This window comes from Actinomadura geliboluensis, from assembly GCF_043197915.1.
Classification (GTDB): Bacteria; Actinomycetota; Actinomycetes; order Streptosporangiales; family Streptosporangiaceae; genus Spirillospora; species Spirillospora geliboluensis.
In genome coordinates this window covers 52,850-69,351 of record NZ_JBICUA010000019.1, presented here as the reverse complement: position 1 = coordinate 69,351, position 16,502 = coordinate 52,850, and the positions used below count along the sequence as shown (strand labels likewise).

Sequence of the window (16,502 nt, the reverse complement as noted above, 5' to 3'; positions counted from 1 at the left end):
CCGACGTCCGTCGGCCGACTCTGGTTGCCTGATCTTGCCACCAAGTTGCTGAGATTTCTCCCGTATGTGCGGATTTCAGTGACGAATCCGGTACACGCCGTGGCCATCTGTCCTAGTCGGACGGCACACGCGTCACAAAATGTGAACTGAGTCACACCAGGCGATCGGGCGGCCTGGTCAGTCTCCCGGCGGAGGAGGCTCTTGGCCCGGTGGGCAGGTCAGCGTCACCGAGCCGGTGTCGCCCGTGCTGAGGAGGACGGTTCCCCGGCCGCCGGGAGGGGTGCAGTTCCCGGAGACGTGGATCGAGCCCGACTGACCGGCGCGAAGCGTGCCTCCACCGCTGGCGCTGATCCCGCCCGTCGCGCGCAGGACCGACCAGGTGACCGTCCCGCCGACCGCGCGAACCGTGATCTCGCATGAGCCCGAGCCCGGGCCATCGGTCCGGATCGTGCACGAACCCACATTGAGCCGGCCTGTCTGGGGCGCGGAGAAGGTGGGGCGCGGGGTGGAGGACTGGGTGGCCGGTTTGCGGGTCTTGGACGGCGTCGGGGTCGGCGTCGTCGTCGTGGGGGTGGGCGTCGGGGTCTCGCTCTGCGTGGGCGTCGGCGAGTCGGACGGTTCCTCGGAGTCGGGCGGTGAGGACGGGTCGAGCACCGATTCCGACGCCCCGCCTGCGGGCCCCTGCGCGCTCGTCTCCCCGCGGCCGGACATCACGTAGAACGCCCCGGCCACGATGACGATGACCGCCGCCGCGGCCGCCAGCGCGGGCCAGAGCGCGCGCGGGCCGCGCCGTTCGGAGCCGTCGTCCCGCTGGGCCGGACGGTCGACGACGAGGGGCCAGCCCCACTCGTCGAGCGGCTCGGCGCGGTGCGCGATGTAGCTGAGGTCGCCGGCCAGCGCGGCGTCGGTGGCCGTGGCCATGACGTGCCCGCGCAGGTCGGTGGGCATCATCGCGACGGGCAGCACCTGGAGCAGCCGCGCCGCGGGGGCGGTCCGCTCGTGGCTGGATCCGCACACCGGGCAGGACGCGACGTGCTGCACCAGCGCGCGGACCGCCGGCGGCGGCAGGGGCCGCATGCCGCCGACGCCGCCGTCCTCGGCGATCCCGGCGAGTTCGGGGCAGCCGCTGCGTCCGGTGCGGGCGAGGTGGACGGCGGCGAGGGCCTCGTCCAGCCGGGCCTGGGCCGCGCCGGTCAGGTCCGTGGACTCCTGCCCGTCCAGGCCGAGGACGCAGCCGACCTCGAAGGTGTCGAGGCCGTGCCGCAGCATGAGGTCGATCGACTCGCGCTCGCGCCCGCGCAGCGTCGCCAGGGCGCTGTGGACGAGCCGCCGGGCCTCCTGCCGGCGGGCGAGTTCCGCCTCGTCCAGGAAGCCCTCCTCGACCTCGGGCGCGCCGCGCCGCTCGGCGGGCCGGTTCGGGTCGCGCAGGCGCCGCATGCACTCGTTGCGGACGAGCGCGTACAGCCAGGCGCGGAACCGGTCGGGCTCGCGCAGCACGGAGACGTGCGCGTAGGCGGCGATGAGCGCGTCGTGCAGGGCTCCGGCCGCCTGCTCCTGGTCGCGCAGCAGCGCGTGGCAGTAGTCGTACAGGCGGGCCGCGTAGCGGTCCATGACCTGGATGAGCGCGCTGGGATCGCCTGCGGCCAGCGCCTGCGCCAGACGTTCGTCGTCCGCGCGATCAAAACTGGGCCAACCGGACACAAGGTCCTCCTGCGGGCTGCTTTCGGATTCCTCGTCCGCATCGTGAGGGACGGGCTGGAAGATCCAAGAGGGAGCGGTGGGCTCTCCCGCCGCCGGTTCGGTCCGGCGGGCGCTTCCCCGTCACGGACCGGGGGGAAGGCGAGTTGGAGGCCCGACGGCCCCGCTCCCCGTCGGGCCTCCGACTGTTTGACGATCGGGCCCGGCCCCCGGTTGACACCGGGGACCGGAAAAAATCAAGAACTACCTGACGCGTCGGTAGGGTCGACGGAGCGTGATCACTGGATCCGCCGGGACAGCATCTTCAGGAAGATCCTGGAGATCTCCTGCGGGGTCTGCGCGACCTGGACGTTGCCGTGCGTCACCGCGGCGATCTGCTCCAGCTCGTTGCGGTCCACGCCCTTGCCGAACCCGATCATGTTGACCTGGATCGGCTTGTTCGGGTCCTGCATGGCCTTCAGCTGCTTGAGCGTGTCCGCCAGCGTGGGGCCGCCGTCGTCGTCGTTCTTGCCGTCCGTCAGCAGCAGGATCGAGTTGCCGAACTCCGGCTTGTAGGTGTCGTTCATCTGCTTGTACGCGGCCAGCATCGTCCGGTACAGGCCGGTGTCGCCGGTCGGCTTCGGCTTCATCTGGTTCAGCACCGCGAGGACGCGCCCGCGCCGGGTGCTCGACCCGATCCGCTCGCCGAGCGGGCCGATCGGCACCGTGATCCGGTACGGGACGCCGCCGGCGCCCATGTTGGTGGAGAACAGCCACTGGCCGAGCTCGGTGTCGTTCGACATCATCGCGAGGCCGCCCTGCGACACCTGCGCGATGGCCTGCAGCCGGTTGGTGTTGGGGCCGACCTTCTCCGCCATCGAGCCGGACACGTCGATCAGCGTCAGCATGCGCAGCCCGAGAGACAGCTTCGACCACGCCTGCATGACCTTCGCGACGTCCGCGCTCTTCGGCGTGGGCAGCTGCCGCGGCTTGGCCGGGCTGACCCCGGCCGCCTCGGTGAAGCCCGCCGGCGCCTTGCTGTCGGTGGTGCGGAAGCCGAGGTCGTGGACGTCCTTGCGGGTCGCCTCGGTGCTCATCGCCTGCTCCAGCAGCCGGGCGCCCTTCTGCTTGGCGGCGTCCTTGCTGGTGACGGTGAACGGGTAGTCCATCGACAGCGTGCCCTCGATCGGGTACAGCGCCACCGCGGGCTCCGCCGGCTTCGTCCGGTTGTACTGGTACAGGGCCTGCTCGGACGACAGCGAGATCGGCTTCTTGCCGCCCTTGTCCTTGCGGAACGCCGCGAACTCCGACTCCACCGAGGGGACGGTGCTCTCCCGGACCGTCCGGACGATGCCGGTGAAGATCGAGTCGCGGTTCGGGTCGTTGGCCAGCAGCATGCTGGTGACCATGAGCGAGCCCATGCCCGCCGCGTTCTTCATCGGGTCCGGGACGACCAGCCGCACCGCGCCGGCCGGGATCATCTGGTTCTTGGTCACCGCGCCGCCGGCGACGCCGCCCGCGGCCTTCAGCAGGTTGTCCCAGGACGGGCTGGCGGTGATGCCCTCCTTCTTCAGCTGCAGGGCGAGCGACTGCGGCAGCCCGACCACGATCGGGCTCTTGGCCAGCGAGGTCTTGGTGGATACCACGCCGCCCTCGTCGCCGCCCTCGGCGTTCGACTGGGCCAGCGAGACCCACAGGGACGAGTCGGGGATCCACACGTCCGGCCGGTCGTTCGACACGGCCTGGCCCGACAGCAGCGGCGTCACCGCCGACGGCTCGACCTTCTTCACCGTCGCCTTGACGCACGTGCCGTCGACCTTGTGCTTGCTGTCGTTGAAGCGTCCGGCGGCCTTCTCCACGACGGGCGCGATGTCCGGCGCCGCCGCGACCGACAGGTTCATCGCGTCGTCGCCGGAGCAGCCGCCGCCGCTCTCGGCGAACGCGTAGACGCCGACGCCGAGCAGCAGCGCGAGGCCCACGGCCCCGGCCATCGGCCCGATCAGCGCGGTCGCGCTGCGCTTGCGCTTGCGGCGCCCGTACTCGTAGCCGCCGGACCCGCTGTCGTAGCCGCCCGACCCGCCGCCGTAACCACCGGACCCGCCGGAGCCTCCAGAGCCCCCGGATCCGCCGCCGTAACCGCCCGACCCGCTCGACGAGCCGGACCCGCCGCCGAAGAACCCCGACTGGCCGCCGTCCGAACTGCGGATCGAGTCGTACTCGCTGTACCCGGTCCCCGCCAGCGGTGAGGACTCGCGCGGCGGCCCCTGCGGGGACGCCGACCGCGGCTCACCCTGCGGGTACCCACCGGAAGGCTCGCGGCGCGGGTAGCCGCCGGACGCCTCGCCCTGCGGGTAGCCGCTGGAGCGTCCAAGGCCATAGCCGCCCGCGTCGGACGCGCCGCCGAACCCGCCGGCCCCGTAGACCGGCTCCTCCGACGACTGCCGGGGCGTGAACCACTCGGGCGTCTCGCCCGACGCGCCGGGCGGCGCGCCCTGCGGCCCGGCCTGGGGCTGGGAGAGCGGTGCGCCCTGGCCGTCCCGCGCGCCGAACCAATCGGACGACCCGTCGTTGGCCGGGCCGAAGACTGGCCTGGACGGGTCGTAGCCGCCGTCCGCCCCGTCAGGGAAGTCATTGCGATGACGTCCGCTCATGGCCTGCCCTCGATTCACCAGAAACCCGCCGATGTTCCCCGGCACTGTAGTAGTACGAACGAGAGGTTACAAAGAACTCAAAACTGATAATGACGCAGGTCATCACCGTATGTCCCGACGAACCTGGCATCGCACCCGAGCATCACGGACCGCGACGACGGCGGTACGAACAGGCGCGGACGGCCGTCCGCGGCGACCGGATCCGGCCGTCCGGGACGGCAGACTTGGGGGCATGGCCGACCTCATCCCCGTCCCGGATCCCGCCGATCCGCGCCTCGCCGACTACGTCCGGCTCCGCGACGTGAACCTGCGCAAGAGCCTGGAGGCCGAGCACGGCCTGTTCATCGCCGAGGGCGAGAAGGTGATCCGCCGCGCGATCGCCGCCGGCCACCCCGTCCGCTCCCTGCTGATGGCGCGCCGCTGGGCCGACCCGCTCGCGGACGTCCTGTCCGGCATGGACGCCCCCGTCTACGTCGTGGACGACGCCGCCATGGAGTCGGTCACCGGTTTCCCGGTGCACCGCGGCGCCCTGGCCTCCCTCGAACGCCTCCCGCTGCCCCCGGTCGCGGACGTCCTCGCCGCCGCCCGCCGCGTCATCATCTGCGAGGACATCGTCGACCACACCAACATCGGGGCGATCTTCCGCTGCGCGGCGGCCCTGGGCGTGGACGCCGCCGTCCTCGCCCCGCGCTGCGCCGACCCCCTCTACCGGCGCTCCGTGAAGGTCTCGATGGGCGCCGTGTTCGCCCTTCCGTACGCCCGCATGACCGACTGGCACAACGACCTGTCGCTGATCCGCGACGCGGGCTTCCAACTCCTGGCCCTCACGCCCGCCCCCGACGCCGAACCCATCGACGACCTGAAACCGGCCGACCGCCGGGCACTCCTCCTCGGCTCCGAAGGCGACGGCCTGTCGTCCCGCTGGCTCCACCAGGCCGACCACCGCGTCCGCATCCCCATGAACGAGACCGCCCGGCAACGCGGCGTCGACTCCCTCAACGTCGTGGCCGCCGCCGCAATAGCCTGCTACGCCCTGACCAGATCATGACTCGAATGGCGCATCAGGCCATTCTGTGAACCGGTGAATCATCGGCGCTTTTTGTCTTCCAGCGGCCCGAGTACACTCGCTCCTTCCCTCTCGCCGACGGCCGTGCCAGTAGCCGGGCGCCGGCCGTCGCCACCTTCCGAAGCGAGGAGGCCGGCGGCGTCATGGTGCTCTGGGACGAGAAAGGTCGCCGCCGATTTGCGCGTTACTTGGAGCGGTCGCCGAGAATTGTGAAGGTGATCTGCGCGGTGCCGGGCATCCTGCTGGCGCTGGAGGTCGCTTTCGGTGCGCTGGCGCTGCTGGACAATGGTGGGGAGGCCCTGGCCACGGGACCGCCGACATCCGCACCTGCACCAGGGATCCGCTGACCGGATGGGTCATGTACCGGTGCGAACTGGAGGGCGCGGACGGCAGGCCGATCGACACGGGCATCTACAAGCTCGAGACGCTCAAGGCGTTCACACCTCCGCACGGCAGGACCGTCTTCGAGATCCGCAAGGCCGCCCAGCGCAGCAAGAGCGAGGCCAGCTACATCGCCGTGGAGCGGGGGACGCCTCGGCACTCGCTCCTCACGCAGTTGCCGGTGCTCCCGCTCGCCTATGCGGTCTTCGTCGCCGTGTACGCATCCCTGTTGCGGCTCCTCCGCCTGATCGCGAAGGCGATCCAGTCCCAGTCGGACTGAGCCGGGGAGGCGCCGGTCTCGCGTCTCAGGGGCCGGTCCGGATGTTCAACCTCTGGCCGATCTCTTCGGCGGTCGGGACGCGGCCGGCGGGGGGATCAGCCATTCCAAGAGCGCGGGGATGGGGCGTCACCGGTCACCTCGGCACGGGGATGGACGTGCCGAGGTCGGCGATGTCCGCCCCCATCGAGACGTAGCCACCCGTTCTCGTAGTCCGGTCATTCTGTCGCCGTTGTTGACGGCAGCGCCGAATGGACGGCCAGACGTATTAAGGCGTGCGGCATCGGAGGCCAAGGATGGTCGAGGAGACCGGCGGCTAGCCGCCCCGCGCGGGCCTTGTGGTGGCGGTGACGGGGGAATCCTCGCTGGTCACTTGCCGAACATGCCGCGGCGCGGGCGCCGGTGCGTTCCCTTCGCGCGCTTGGCGGCGGCCCCGGCGGGCACTCGGCGCCGTCCGAGCCGCAACTGCGTCAGCAGCAGCGAGAACGCGACCATCAGGGCGGCCAGCCAGGCGATCTGCGTGCTCGCCATCCGCTCGAACGTGATGTCCTGCGCGACGGGCGCCTTGTTGCCCTGCAACCGGCTCTGCGGCGTCCCCGCCCCGGGCACCGGGCTCGGTGCCACCGAAGGGCTGGGCGCCTGGATCGGCGGCAGCGCCACCTGCGGATTCCTCGGGCTGAACGACGAGTTCGGCGACGGCGGCACGTACCCGCCCGTCCCGCTCGACGACCCGCTCCCGGACCCCGACCCGCCACTGCCGGACCCGCTGCTCCCGCTCGCTCCCGCCGTCTTCGTGGGGGTGGGCGACGGCTTGGACGGCGTCCGCGACGGCTTCTTCGTCGGCTTGGAGGTCGTCGGCGGTTTTGACGTGGACGGAGGATCGGTGGGCGTCTCGGTCGGCGGATCCGGCTTGATCGGGTTGAAAGTCAGAGCAACCGGCTCGCTGGTCGCCGTCGACTGCTCCTCTCCGAAGTTGCCCACGACCGTCATCGTGACGGTCACGGTGACCGGGGCGTCGATCTCGTCACCGACCTCAACGACGGAGGTGGCCGTCTCCTTCGTGGTATTCACTTCGCCGAAGTCGCACAGTGTCTTATCGAGGTCGCATCCCTTGATGACCTTCGCCTCCACCCCTGAGGGGCTGGAGGCGAGCTTGACCTCGCTGATGCGGACCGCCGAAGCGACTTCCGCGGTGGTGGCGACCGTTGCGGTGACGGAGATCGGCTTCCCCGGCTCCAACTGCTTCTGGGCATCAACGGTGATGGTCAGCTTGGGAGACGCGGCTTCGGCGGCGATGGCGGATGCGCCGCCGGCGGCGAGGACGGCCGCCGTACCGAGACCGATGAACACCGGTTTGATCGCCGATCGGCAGATCACTGCCGCAGCACCTCCGTCGCGTCGCCGTTGGGCGCCCGTGTCCGATATGCACAGCCCGAGGGGTCGCCTCGACAGTCAAGCGAACACGCATCCGCGGGCCAAATCAACCCCGACGGGGGTTAGATCATCTCTTCCCGGACGTCCTCGACGTCGGTGGCGGGAGCCCACGCCTGCCAGACGCCCTGGTCGATGCGGTCGAGACCCATGTTCTCGGCGACGGGGGCGCGTCCTCCCGTGTACTCGACGCGCAGCCAGCTTTCATGCTCGCCGACGATGACGAACCGTTCGCCGCGCCAGCGGCAGGTCGTCCGGACGTACCGGAGGTCCTCGATCTCGGACGCGGGGACGATTCGGCGGTACCGGCCGGGCCGCAGTTCCTCGAAGCCGTCGGTCGGGCCCGGCGCGTACAGCCGGACCTCCCCGTCGGCGCCCGGCGCGGCCTCGAAGTCGCGGCCGAGCCAGCGCGCGACGTACCCGTCCCGGATCACTGCGCGGCCTCCGTCCGTCCGTCGCCGCCCTCGTGGCTCGCCTCCGGCCGCAGCCAGGCGAGCCGGTCGGGGTCGTACATCGCCACGAACCGCTCGGTCCGGTCGCGGCCGAGGTAGTACATCTCCGCCCCGTACGGGAGCCGGGCGCTGTCCACCTTGTACTCGCGGATGGAGCCGGCGCTTCCCGGGGCGAAACCGCCGCCGAGGAACGGCGGCCGCTCGATGACCCAGCCGGACTCGCCCCACGCGGCCAGTTCCGCCTCGTCGCGTCCGCCGAAGGGGACGCGGTAGAGGTCGGGGCAGTAGGCGGGCCACCGGATGACGTACACGCCGTCGTCGGTGACTGAGAACGGGGAGCCGTCGTACAGCAGCCCGAGCGTCTCGTACAACTGGCCGGGCGTCTGCAGTTCGGCGACGTCGCCGGTGGAGTGCACGAACCCGCCGACCCGGTCGTAGCCCTGCTCCAGGTACCAGGAGACGAGCCCGTGCGGGACGACCTTCTGCATGATGGTGGGGGACGAGACGCGGTCGTCCAGGTCGGACGGCAGCCGCACCGGCTCCGGCTGCGGCTCCGGTTCCGGTTCGGGCTCCGGACGCGGCGGCGGCAGAAGCGGAACCTCGGGCCGCGCCGGGACGAGCCCGACCCGCACCGCCCACTCGCTGAGCGCCCGCACCTGGTCGCCCTGCAGCGACGCCCCGATGCGCGTGCCCGGGTTGAGGAGCATCGCCCAGTCCTCGCGGGGCCACGCGCCGATCAGCTCGCGGAAGTCGGCGTACACGAAACGCGACTCGGGCAGCACCTCGCGCAGCCGCACCAGCGACGTGAACACCCGCACGGACGACTCGTCGCGCAGCGCCGCGTCCCACCGGAACTCGTGCTGTATGGGCGTCACCTCGAGCGGCGCCTCGTCCGGGATGGGGACGAGCACGTTGGCGTTCAGCAGCACCCGCAGGAACGCGTCGGAGTCGCCGCTCGACGCGGCCTCGTAGAGCTCCTGGTCGATGCGGTTCCCGGGCTCGAACGCCGGCTCGGGCTCCGCGACGGCCCGCAGACCGCGCGGCCCCGGCGCACCCGCCTCGCCTTCACCGGCCACGGCCGGCGGTGCGGGTTCGGTCGGCGGCAGTGGCTCGGCCGAGCGCACGGGCTCGACCGGCGGCACGGGCTCGACCGGGGACACGGACTCGACCGGCGCGGGCACGGACTCGACCGGCGGTGGTACGGGCTCGACCGGCGGTGGTACGGGCTCGACCGGCGGTGGTACGGGCTCGACCGGCGGTGGTACGGGCTCGACGGGACGGGGGGCCGGGAGGTCGGACGAGCCGAAGTCGCCGTACGGGGATTCGGCGCCCGCGTCCCGTCCGCCCGGCGGGATGCCCTGCGCCGGAGCGCTGCCGAAGTCCGCGCGGTGAGCCCCGGGCTCGCCGGGCTCTCCGAAGCCGCCCGGAGCGCCCGCGGGCGGGACGGCCGTTCCGGGGGCGTCCGCCGGAAGCCCCGGAAGTCCGCTGTTGGGGAGTGCCGTCGGCGGCTGCTCGTGCGGGGCGGGAACGTCGTGACCGGGTGCGTCGGCCGGACGCCCTGGCACCTCACCGGACGGAGTCGTCCCCGCGGGTGCGCCAGACGGCGGGACTGGGAGCCCGCCGGTGTCGCCGCCGAAGGCCGTGGCAGGCGCTTCGGTCGGACCGGCCACGGGGGCTGCCGGTGGCGGGGTGGTGTGGCCGCCGGTGTTGGTGACGGGTGCGGGGGGTGCGTCGGTCGGGCCGGTCAAGGGGGCTGCCGGTGGCGGGGTGGTGTGGCCGCCGGTGCTGGTCACGGGTGGGGCGGGTGCGTCGGTCGGGCCGGTCAAGGGGGCTGCCGGTGGCGGCATGGTGTGGCCGCCGGTGTTGGTGAAGGGCGTGCCGGGGGTGTCCGCTGGACGGCTCGGGAGGTCGTGCGGCGGCGGGGGCGCGAGCTCTTCGGGCGTCGTGACGGAGGGGTCCGGTGCGGCCGCCGGGCCGGGCAGGGGGGCCTCCGGCTGCGGGCGCGCGGGTCCGGCGCTGTCCGCGCTGGGGAGGGCGGGTGCGTCGGCCGGGTCGCCCAAGGGGGCCTCTGGCTGCGGGAGCGAGTGGCCGCCGGTTCCTTCGCCGGGCGTCGTGGCAGGGGGCGGCGGTGAGCCGGTCGGGCCGCCCAGGGGAGTTTCCGGTGGTGGCGGGGCGGTGGGGCCGGGTTGGCTCAGGAGGTCCGTGCCGTGTGCGCCTGCCTGCTCGGGGGCGGCGGGCGGGGCCGCCTGAGCGGTGGGAACGGCTTCGTGTCGGGAGCCCGCGTGGTGGCCGGCGTCGGTGCCGCGAGCCGGTTCGGGGGCGGGTGCGGGTGCGTCTTCGTGCGGCGGGCCGGCGTGGCGGCCGCGGTCGGCGGACGCGTCCGGCGGGACGGCGGGCGCCACCGGGACGGCCGGGGTCTCCGGCGGCGGGGGCGTGGACGCCGACGGCGGGGCCGCCGGGAGGCGCAGCGTGCGGAGCTGCTCGCCCGGCATCGACGCGTCGATGGGCGTGCCCGGGTTGAGGACGAGCGTCCACTCGGTGTCGGGCCAGGCGGCGACCATCTCGTGCAGGCTCGGCATGATGAAGCGGGACGAGCCGATGGCGTCGTTCATCCACTTCAGCGACGTGAACACCTGGATGGACGTCCGGCCGTGGACGGGGATCGGCCGCCACGGGAACTCGGGGTCGCCGGGGACGATGCCCCACGGGGTGTCGGCGTCGGCGGGCAGCAGCACCTGCGCGCCCAGCAGGATCTTGTAGAAGCCCTCGGTGTCGCGGCGCCGGGCGGTGTCGAACAGGCGCTGCTCGATGTCGTTCTGCGGCTCGAAGCGGTCGGTCATGCGCTGCGCGGCGCGCTGGTCGGCCCAGGTGGCGAGGCCGGGGAGCTGCTGGGCGAGGACGGTGCCGCCCGCGGGGGAGCCGGAGTTGATGGCGAGGAGCCAGTCGTGGTTCGGCCAGTAGCGCAGGACGACGGTGAACGGCAGCGTGATGTACTCGGTGCCCGGCGGCGACGCCTCCGTGAGGCGCTCGGGCGAGGTGAAGACGGGCACGACCGTGGAGCCGTCCACCTCGCGGGTCTGCCAGGGGAAGCCGGGCCGGCCGGGGCGCAGCGCGAAGTCGAGGTCGGGCGGGACGGGCAGCAGCACGTCGGTGGCCGCGAGCGTCTGCAGGAACAGGTCGTGGTCGTTGTTCGCGGCGGCCCGCAGCAGCTCGCGCTCGACGTCGTTCGCGGGCTGGAACTCGGGGCGGGGCGACTGCCGGGGCAGCTCGCGGTGCTGGTCGCGGAGCTCCTCCCAGGCGGCGGGCGCGCGGCCGACCCGCGGCGGCCGCCCGTCGCCCTCGGCGACCTGGCGCACGAACCAGGCCGGCATCCGCGCCTCGATCGGCAGCACGGCGCCGACGCCGTGCGCGGGCGCGTCGATGGCGAGCCACCAGCGGGCGTCCGGCCAGGTCTCGGCGATGTCGCCGAACCGGACGGTCATGAAGTGCCGGTAGGACGGCCCGAGGCAGGCGCGCATCGCCGACGCCGACGTATAGACCAGCACGTGGACGCGGCCGTCCTCCTCCTGGGTCGGCCACGACGGCTGCGTCTCGTTGGCGAGGACGCCGTCCACCAGTTCCGGCGGGACGGGGACGACGAGTTCGCTGTCCGCGAGGAGGCGGAAGTAGCCCTCCTGGTCCCCGGCCCGGACGGTCTCCTGAAGCCGGTGTTCAAGCTCCGACGTGGGTCGCCACGCGTCGGCCACGGTCGCCACCCCCTGTTTCCTCCGTGCTCGTCCCCGCGCGACTGCCTACGCTACATGGGCGAACAGGACCAAAGAGCATATTCGCCCGGCCGTCCGCGGGTCCCCGCAGGTCAGCGCGCCGCCAGCCCGGCGAGGGCGGCGAGCAGCCGGTCGATGTGCTCCTCGCTCGTCCCAATGCCGATGCTGGCGCGCACGGCGGCGGCGTCCCCGCCGGCGAGGTGCCGGACGAAGGGGTGGGCGCAGAACTTCCCGTCCCGGACGCCGATGCCGTGCTCCTCCGACAGCGTAAGCGCCACGTCGCGCGCGTTCCAGCCGTCCACGATGAACGACACGATCCCGACGCGCGGCGCCCGGCCGCCCCACAAGCTCAGCTCCCGGACGGACGGGATCGCGGCCAGCCCCGCCCGCAGCCGTCCGACGAGCGCCTCCTCCCGCGCGGCGAGGTCCGGGAAGGACGCGGAGAGCGCCTCGCACGCGGCGGCCAGCGCGATCGCGCCGAGGACGTTCGGCGACCCGGCCTCGTGCCGCTGCTCGGCGGACGCCGCCCACCGCGTCGTCGCGCCGACCGACGCGCTCGCCCCGCCGCCCTTCAGGTAGGGGTCGGCGGCGCGCAGCCAGTCGGCGCGCCCGGCGAGCACGCCGGCGCCGAACGGCGCGTACAGCTTGTGGCCGGAGAACGCGGCGTAGTCCAGGCCGAGCGCGGTCATGTCGAGCGGCCGGTGCGGGACGAGCTGCGCCGCGTCCACCGCGATGCGGGCGCCGTTGCGGTGCGCGACCCGCGCCAGCTCCTCGACCGGCCACAACTCGCCGGTGACGTTGGACGCGGCGGTGACGATGAGCAGCCGCGGCTCGACCGGGCACGACCGCAGCGCCCGGTCGGCGGCGGTGATGGCCTCGGCCGGGGTCGCGGGCGCGGGAAGCCGCACGGCGCGCTTCCACGGCAGCAGGGAGGCGTGGTGCTCGGACTCGAAGACGACGACGCTCGTCCCGGCGGGGACGGCGTGCGCGAGCAGGTTCATGGAGTCGGTGGTGTTGCGGGTGAACACGACGGCGGAGCGGCGCCAGGCGCCGAGGAACGAGCGGACGGTCTCGCGGGCCTCCTCATAGGCGCCGGTAGTGACCTGGGAGGCGTAGCCCGCACCGCGGTGCACGCTGCTGTAGTACGGCAGCGCGCGGGTGACCGCGTCCTGCACCGCCTCCAGACAGGGTGCGCTGGCGGCGTAGTCGAGGTTGGCGTAGGGGACGCGGCGGCCGTCGCGCAGCGGCACCGGGACGTCCGCCCCGATCACGCGCGGGATCCGGTGAACCCGGACCCCCTCGGTGCGCGTCTCAGCGGGCGTGATGGGGGAGCGGGCGAGCAGCGTGGGCATGCCGGGACCTTCCGGGGTCAGGGACCCCGGGACACAGGCCGGGATCCGCGCTTGCCGGGACGCGGTGGTGCGTCCGGCCAGGTCCTCACCCGGGGCACCCCATCGCGGACGAAGGGTTGCCGGCCAGCAAGCCGGGGCTTGACGCTGGCGCTCATGACCTAATGCGGAATTATATGCGGGTCCGTTCTGGGATCAAGCGGGAGGGGATGCGATGCGGTACGCGGTGGCGCGGGCGCTGGCCGGGGGCGTGATGGTGCTCGGCACCCTGAGCGGGTGCGGGATGCTGGGCGGCAACACCGACCAGGTGTGCGCCGACACGAAGAAGGCGTTCCAGCAGTACATCACCCAGGTGCGGAGCGTGCCGGCGGCCGAGCCGGCGCAGTGGCGGCAGGCGACCGAGCAGCTCGCCGGACGCGTGGACGGGCTTGCGAAGCAGGCCGACGACGCGGCGCTGAGCAAGGCGCTGAAGGCGGAGGCGGGCAGGCTGCGCGCCGCCGCGCCCGCCGTGGGCACCGGCGACGTCTCCCAGCTCGACACGGTGATGCAGGAGACGCCCGCCAAGATCGGCAAGGCCTGCGACTGAGCCCCGCCCGCCCGCTCGCGCCCGCCCGCGCGAGGCGGGCGGGCGCGGGCGGTCACGCCGGGGTGGGCTCAGCCGGTCACGCCGGAGCGGGTCCAGCCGCCGATGCGGCCACCGCCGCCGCCGTCGCCGGTACCGCCGCCGTCACCACCTCCGCCGTCGCCTCCGCCGTCACCGCCGCCGCCGGGGTCGCCGCCTCCGCCGTCACCGCCGCCTCCGCCGTCCGGGGGCTGGATGATGGTCGGCAGCCCGGTCGGCGGGGTCGGGATGTCCGGCTCCTCCGTGGGCGGCTCCGGCTGGGACGGCCCGGTGGTGCGGGGCGGCTGCGGCCCGTCCGGGCTGGTCGGGCGGTTCGGCAGGCCGTTGCCGGTGCCGGGCCGCATCGACGGCGACCCGAACGACTTGGGCTCGTAGTCCTTGATGTCGACGGCGTCGGTCATGTAGGTGCGCCAGATCTGCGCGGGGAGCTGCCCGCCGTACGCGCCGTAGCCCGGGATGTTCAGCGGCTTGCCGTCGCTGCGGAACATCGCGACCGACGTCGCCATCTGCGGGATGAACCCGTTGAACCAGATCGCCTTGCCCTTGTCGGTCGTGCCGGTCTTGCCCGCGACGTCGCGGCCGTCGGGCAGCTGGGCGCCCGTCCCGGTGCCGCCCTCGACGACCTTCTCCATCGCGTACGTCGCGTCCCGCGCGTTCTGCTCGCTGAGCGCCCGCTTGCCCTTCTCGGTGAACGTGCGCTTGTGGTCGTCGTTGTCGGTGACGGCCTTCACCACGAACGGCGCCCGGTACACGCCCTCGGACGCGAACGTCGAGAACACGCCCGCCTGCTGGACGGGGTGCAGCGACACGATGCCGAGCGGGAACGTGGCGGCGCCGCGCTGCGCCTTGGTCATCTGGCTCGCCGGGATGCCCATCTTCTCGGCCATCTCGGCGATCTTCTCGGTGCCGATGTCCTGCCCGAGGTTGACGTAGGCGGTGTTGATCGAGTTCTGGGTGGCGGTGACGAGGTTCACCGACCCGAAGCTCTGGTTGCTGTCGTTGCGGATGGACGACCCCGCGAACGTCTGCGGTGAGCTGCCGTCGTAGGTGGAGCTGAGCGAGCGGCCGTCCTCCAGCGCGGCGGCCAGCGCGATCGGCTTGAACCCGGACCCGGCCTGCGCCCAGTCGCCGAACGCGCTGCTCAGCGCCTCCTCCAGGTAGCCGCGGCCGCCGTAGAAGGCGAGCACCTGCCCGGTGGCCGGGTCGACCGACACCGCCCCGGTGCGGATCTTCTTGCTCATCCCGTCGGGGGCGTTCTGGTTGACGGCCCGCTTCATCGCGTCCATCAGCCGCTTGTCGAACGTCGTGGTGATCTTCAGCCCGCTGCGGTTGAGCTCGTCCTCGCTGTAGCCGCGGCGCTCGGTGAGCTCCTTCTTGGCCACGTTGACCATGTAGCCCTTCTGGCCCTTGAGGACGTCGGTGATCTTCTGCTTGACCGGCGTCGGGAACTCCATCGCGGCGGCGTCGGCGGACGTCAGGTAGCCGTCCCGCGCCATGTTGCCGAGGACGGAGCGCCACCGCTGCTCGGCGGCGGTGCGCTGGGCGCCGGTCGGGTCGGCGAAGTTGCTCGGCTGCTGGATCGCCGCGGCGAGGTAGGCGCCCTCGGCGGGCGTCAGCGCGGAGACGTCCTTGCCGTAGTAGGCGTGCGCGGCGGCCTGCACCCCGTAGGCGTTGCGCCCGAAGTAGATCGTGTTGAGGTACTGCTCCAGGATCCAGTCCTTGGACTTCTCCCGGTCGACCTTCAGCGCGACCATGATTTCTTTGAGCTTGCGGGTGACCGAGCGCTCCTTGCCGATGCCGCCGTAGTAGTTGCGGACCATCTGCTGCGTGATCGTGGACCCGCCCTGCAGCTGCTGCCCGGTGACGGTCGACCAGAACGCCCGCGTCGTGCCCTGCACGGAGACGCCGGGGTCGTCGTAGAAGCTGCCGTTCTCCGCCGCGATGACCGCGTTGCGGGTGCTCTCCGGGATCCGGTCGAGCTTGACCGCGTCCCGGTTGATGCCGGTCTTGGCGATCACGGTCTTGCCGTCGGCGTAGTAGAACGTCGGGCCCTGCGCGATCGCCTTCTCCTGCGGGGACGGGACGGGGGTCAGCAGGTAGGCGACGCCGAACGCGGCGACGCAGAACCCGATGAACCCGAGCAGCAGGAAGACCGTCCGGCGCAGGATGCGGGCCTTGCGGCTGCGCGGCTTGCGCGGGCCGCGGCCGCGGCCCCCGCCGCTCCCGTCGCCGCCTCCGCCGCCGTCGCTTCCGGGCGGCGGCGGTCCTCCGTGCTTGGACGAGGCGGCGGGCATGCTCTTGGTATCACCGCCGTCCGGCGCTCCGACACCGGCGGACGCCGATTCGCCCGCGGGATCGCCCGGTTCGTCGGCTAGATCACCTGGTTCGCCCGGCGCCGTTTCGCCGCCCTCTTCCCGGTCGCCTTCCCGGTCGCCTTCAGGGGCCCCTTCCGGAGCGTCTTCCGGGTCGCGCTCCGCGGCCGCCGATTCGCCCGCATCGTCGCCGGAGTCACCCGATTCGGGAGCCTTATCGCCGTTCTGAGATATGCCGTCCTCGCCGGTGAATTCGGCGTCCGGGGCGGATTCCTCGGCCTCCGCGGTCAGCGTGGCGGTCGCCGGACCGTCCTGGTCGGCCGGTGTCCCCGCCTCGGAGCCGTGCAGGTCCACCTCGGCGGCCCCGGTGGACGCGTCGCCCTCCGGGACCTTTTCGCTGTCGCTCACAAGCCCCCCGTGATTAATGCGTTACCGACCATACCTGAGGGGATCCGTGCGCCGGACGCCCAATGCGCGGCCCGGTGCCCGCCCAATAGGAGGACGGGCAATCCGCGCCGCC

General features: G+C 72.8%; 11 protein-coding genes and 1 riboswitch. Of the genes, 4 read left to right on the top strand and 7 right to left on the bottom strand.

The window, feature by feature from the left end; translation table 11 throughout:
• Positions 1 to 177: 177 nt before the first annotated feature.
• Together ACGFI1_RS41345 and ACGFI1_RS41340 are read right to left on the bottom strand one after the other, a co-directional pair.
• On the bottom strand, positions 178 to 1,701 hold the full coding sequence (locus tag ACGFI1_RS41345; protein WP_392793118.1) for an RNA polymerase sigma factor: 1,524 nt from the start codon (positions 1,699 to 1,701) through the stop codon (positions 178 to 180).
• Positions 1,702 to 1,976: 275 nt separating this feature from the next.
• On the bottom strand, positions 1,977 to 4,328 hold the full coding sequence (locus ACGFI1_RS41340; protein ID WP_386874140.1) for a substrate-binding domain-containing protein: 2,352 nt from the start codon (positions 4,326 to 4,328) through the stop codon (positions 1,977 to 1,979).
• 232 nt (positions 4,329 to 4,560) lie between these two features.
• On the opposite strand from ACGFI1_RS41340, the gene ACGFI1_RS41335 reads away from it, so the two are divergent.
• The 3 genes from ACGFI1_RS41335 to ACGFI1_RS41325 all read left to right on the top strand — a co-directional run bounded on the left by ACGFI1_RS41335 (position 4,561) and on the right by ACGFI1_RS41325 (position 6,055).
• Complete coding sequence (locus ACGFI1_RS41335; RefSeq protein WP_392793117.1) at positions 4,561 to 5,376, top strand: TrmH family RNA methyltransferase; 816 nt, start codon at positions 4,561 to 4,563, stop codon at positions 5,374 to 5,376.
• Between the two features lie 161 nt (positions 5,377 to 5,537).
• Positions 5,538 to 5,741: a hypothetical protein gene (locus ACGFI1_RS41330; protein WP_392793116.1), complete on the top strand. Its 204-nt coding sequence runs from the start codon at positions 5,538 to 5,540 to the stop codon at positions 5,739 to 5,741.
• An 11-nt stretch (positions 5,742 to 5,752) separates the two neighbouring features.
• Positions 5,753 to 6,055 (top strand): hypothetical protein, encoded by a 303-nt coding sequence (locus ACGFI1_RS41325; RefSeq protein WP_392793115.1) that lies wholly within the window; start codon positions 5,753 to 5,755, stop codon positions 6,053 to 6,055.
• A 366-nt stretch (positions 6,056 to 6,421) separates the two neighbouring features.
• On the opposite strand, the gene ACGFI1_RS41320 is transcribed toward ACGFI1_RS41325, so the two are convergent.
• The 4 genes from ACGFI1_RS41320 to ACGFI1_RS41305 form a co-directional block, all read right to left on the bottom strand.
• Positions 6,422 to 7,429 carry a hypothetical protein gene (locus tag ACGFI1_RS41320; protein ID WP_392793114.1) on the bottom strand — a complete coding sequence of 336 codons (1,008 nt, stop codon included), beginning with the start codon at positions 7,427 to 7,429 and terminating at the stop codon, positions 6,422 to 6,424.
• 119 nt (positions 7,430 to 7,548) lie between these two features.
• Positions 7,549 to 7,917 (bottom strand): hypothetical protein, encoded by a 369-nt coding sequence (locus ACGFI1_RS41315; RefSeq protein ID WP_301174451.1) that lies wholly within the window; start codon positions 7,915 to 7,917, stop codon positions 7,549 to 7,551.
• Positions 7,914 to 11,690 (bottom strand): SseB family protein, encoded by a 3,777-nt coding sequence (locus tag ACGFI1_RS41310; protein ID WP_392793112.1) that lies wholly within the window; start codon positions 11,688 to 11,690, stop codon positions 7,914 to 7,916. The genes ACGFI1_RS41315 and ACGFI1_RS41310 overlap by 4 nt, the downstream gene beginning before the upstream one ends.
• A gap of 101 nt (positions 11,691 to 11,791) precedes the next feature.
• Complete coding sequence (locus ACGFI1_RS41305; RefSeq protein ID WP_392793110.1) at positions 11,792 to 13,051, bottom strand: aminotransferase class V-fold PLP-dependent enzyme; 1,260 nt, start codon at positions 13,049 to 13,051, stop codon at positions 11,792 to 11,794.
• Between the two features lie 42 nt (positions 13,052 to 13,093).
• A riboswitch (SAM riboswitch) is annotated at positions 13,094 to 13,210 on the bottom strand.
• 52 nt (positions 13,211 to 13,262) lie between these two features.
• Between ACGFI1_RS41305 and ACGFI1_RS41300 the strand changes: the two genes are divergently transcribed.
• On the top strand, positions 13,263 to 13,634 hold the full coding sequence (locus ACGFI1_RS41300; protein ID WP_392793109.1) for a hypothetical protein: 372 nt from the start codon (positions 13,263 to 13,265) through the stop codon (positions 13,632 to 13,634).
• A 68-nt stretch (positions 13,635 to 13,702) separates the two neighbouring features.
• Here the strand turns inward: ACGFI1_RS41300 and ACGFI1_RS41295 are convergent, their stop codons facing one another.
• Positions 13,703 to 16,390: a transglycosylase domain-containing protein gene (locus ACGFI1_RS41295; protein ID WP_392793108.1), complete on the bottom strand. Its 2,688-nt coding sequence runs from the start codon at positions 16,388 to 16,390 to the stop codon at positions 13,703 to 13,705.
• Positions 16,391 to 16,502: the final 112 nt, after the last annotated feature.

Coding starts and splice junctions, on each gene's coding strand:
- ACGFI1_RS41340 (WP_386874140.1), bottom strand. CDS start 4,328: ATGAGCGGACGTCATCGCAATGACTTCCCTGACGGGGCGGACGGCGGC.
- ACGFI1_RS41335 (WP_392793117.1), top strand. CDS start 4,561: ATGGCCGACCTCATCCCCGTCCCGGATCCCGCCGATCCGCGCCTCGCC.
- ACGFI1_RS41330 (WP_392793116.1), top strand. CDS start 5,538: ATGGTGCTCTGGGACGAGAAAGGTCGCCGCCGATTTGCGCGTTACTTG.
- ACGFI1_RS41325 (WP_392793115.1), top strand. CDS start 5,753: ATGTACCGGTGCGAACTGGAGGGCGCGGACGGCAGGCCGATCGACACG.
- ACGFI1_RS41305 (WP_392793110.1), bottom strand. CDS start 13,051: ATGCCCACGCTGCTCGCCCGCTCCCCCATCACGCCCGCTGAGACGCGC.
- ACGFI1_RS41300 (WP_392793109.1), top strand. CDS start 13,263: ATGCGGTACGCGGTGGCGCGGGCGCTGGCCGGGGGCGTGATGGTGCTC.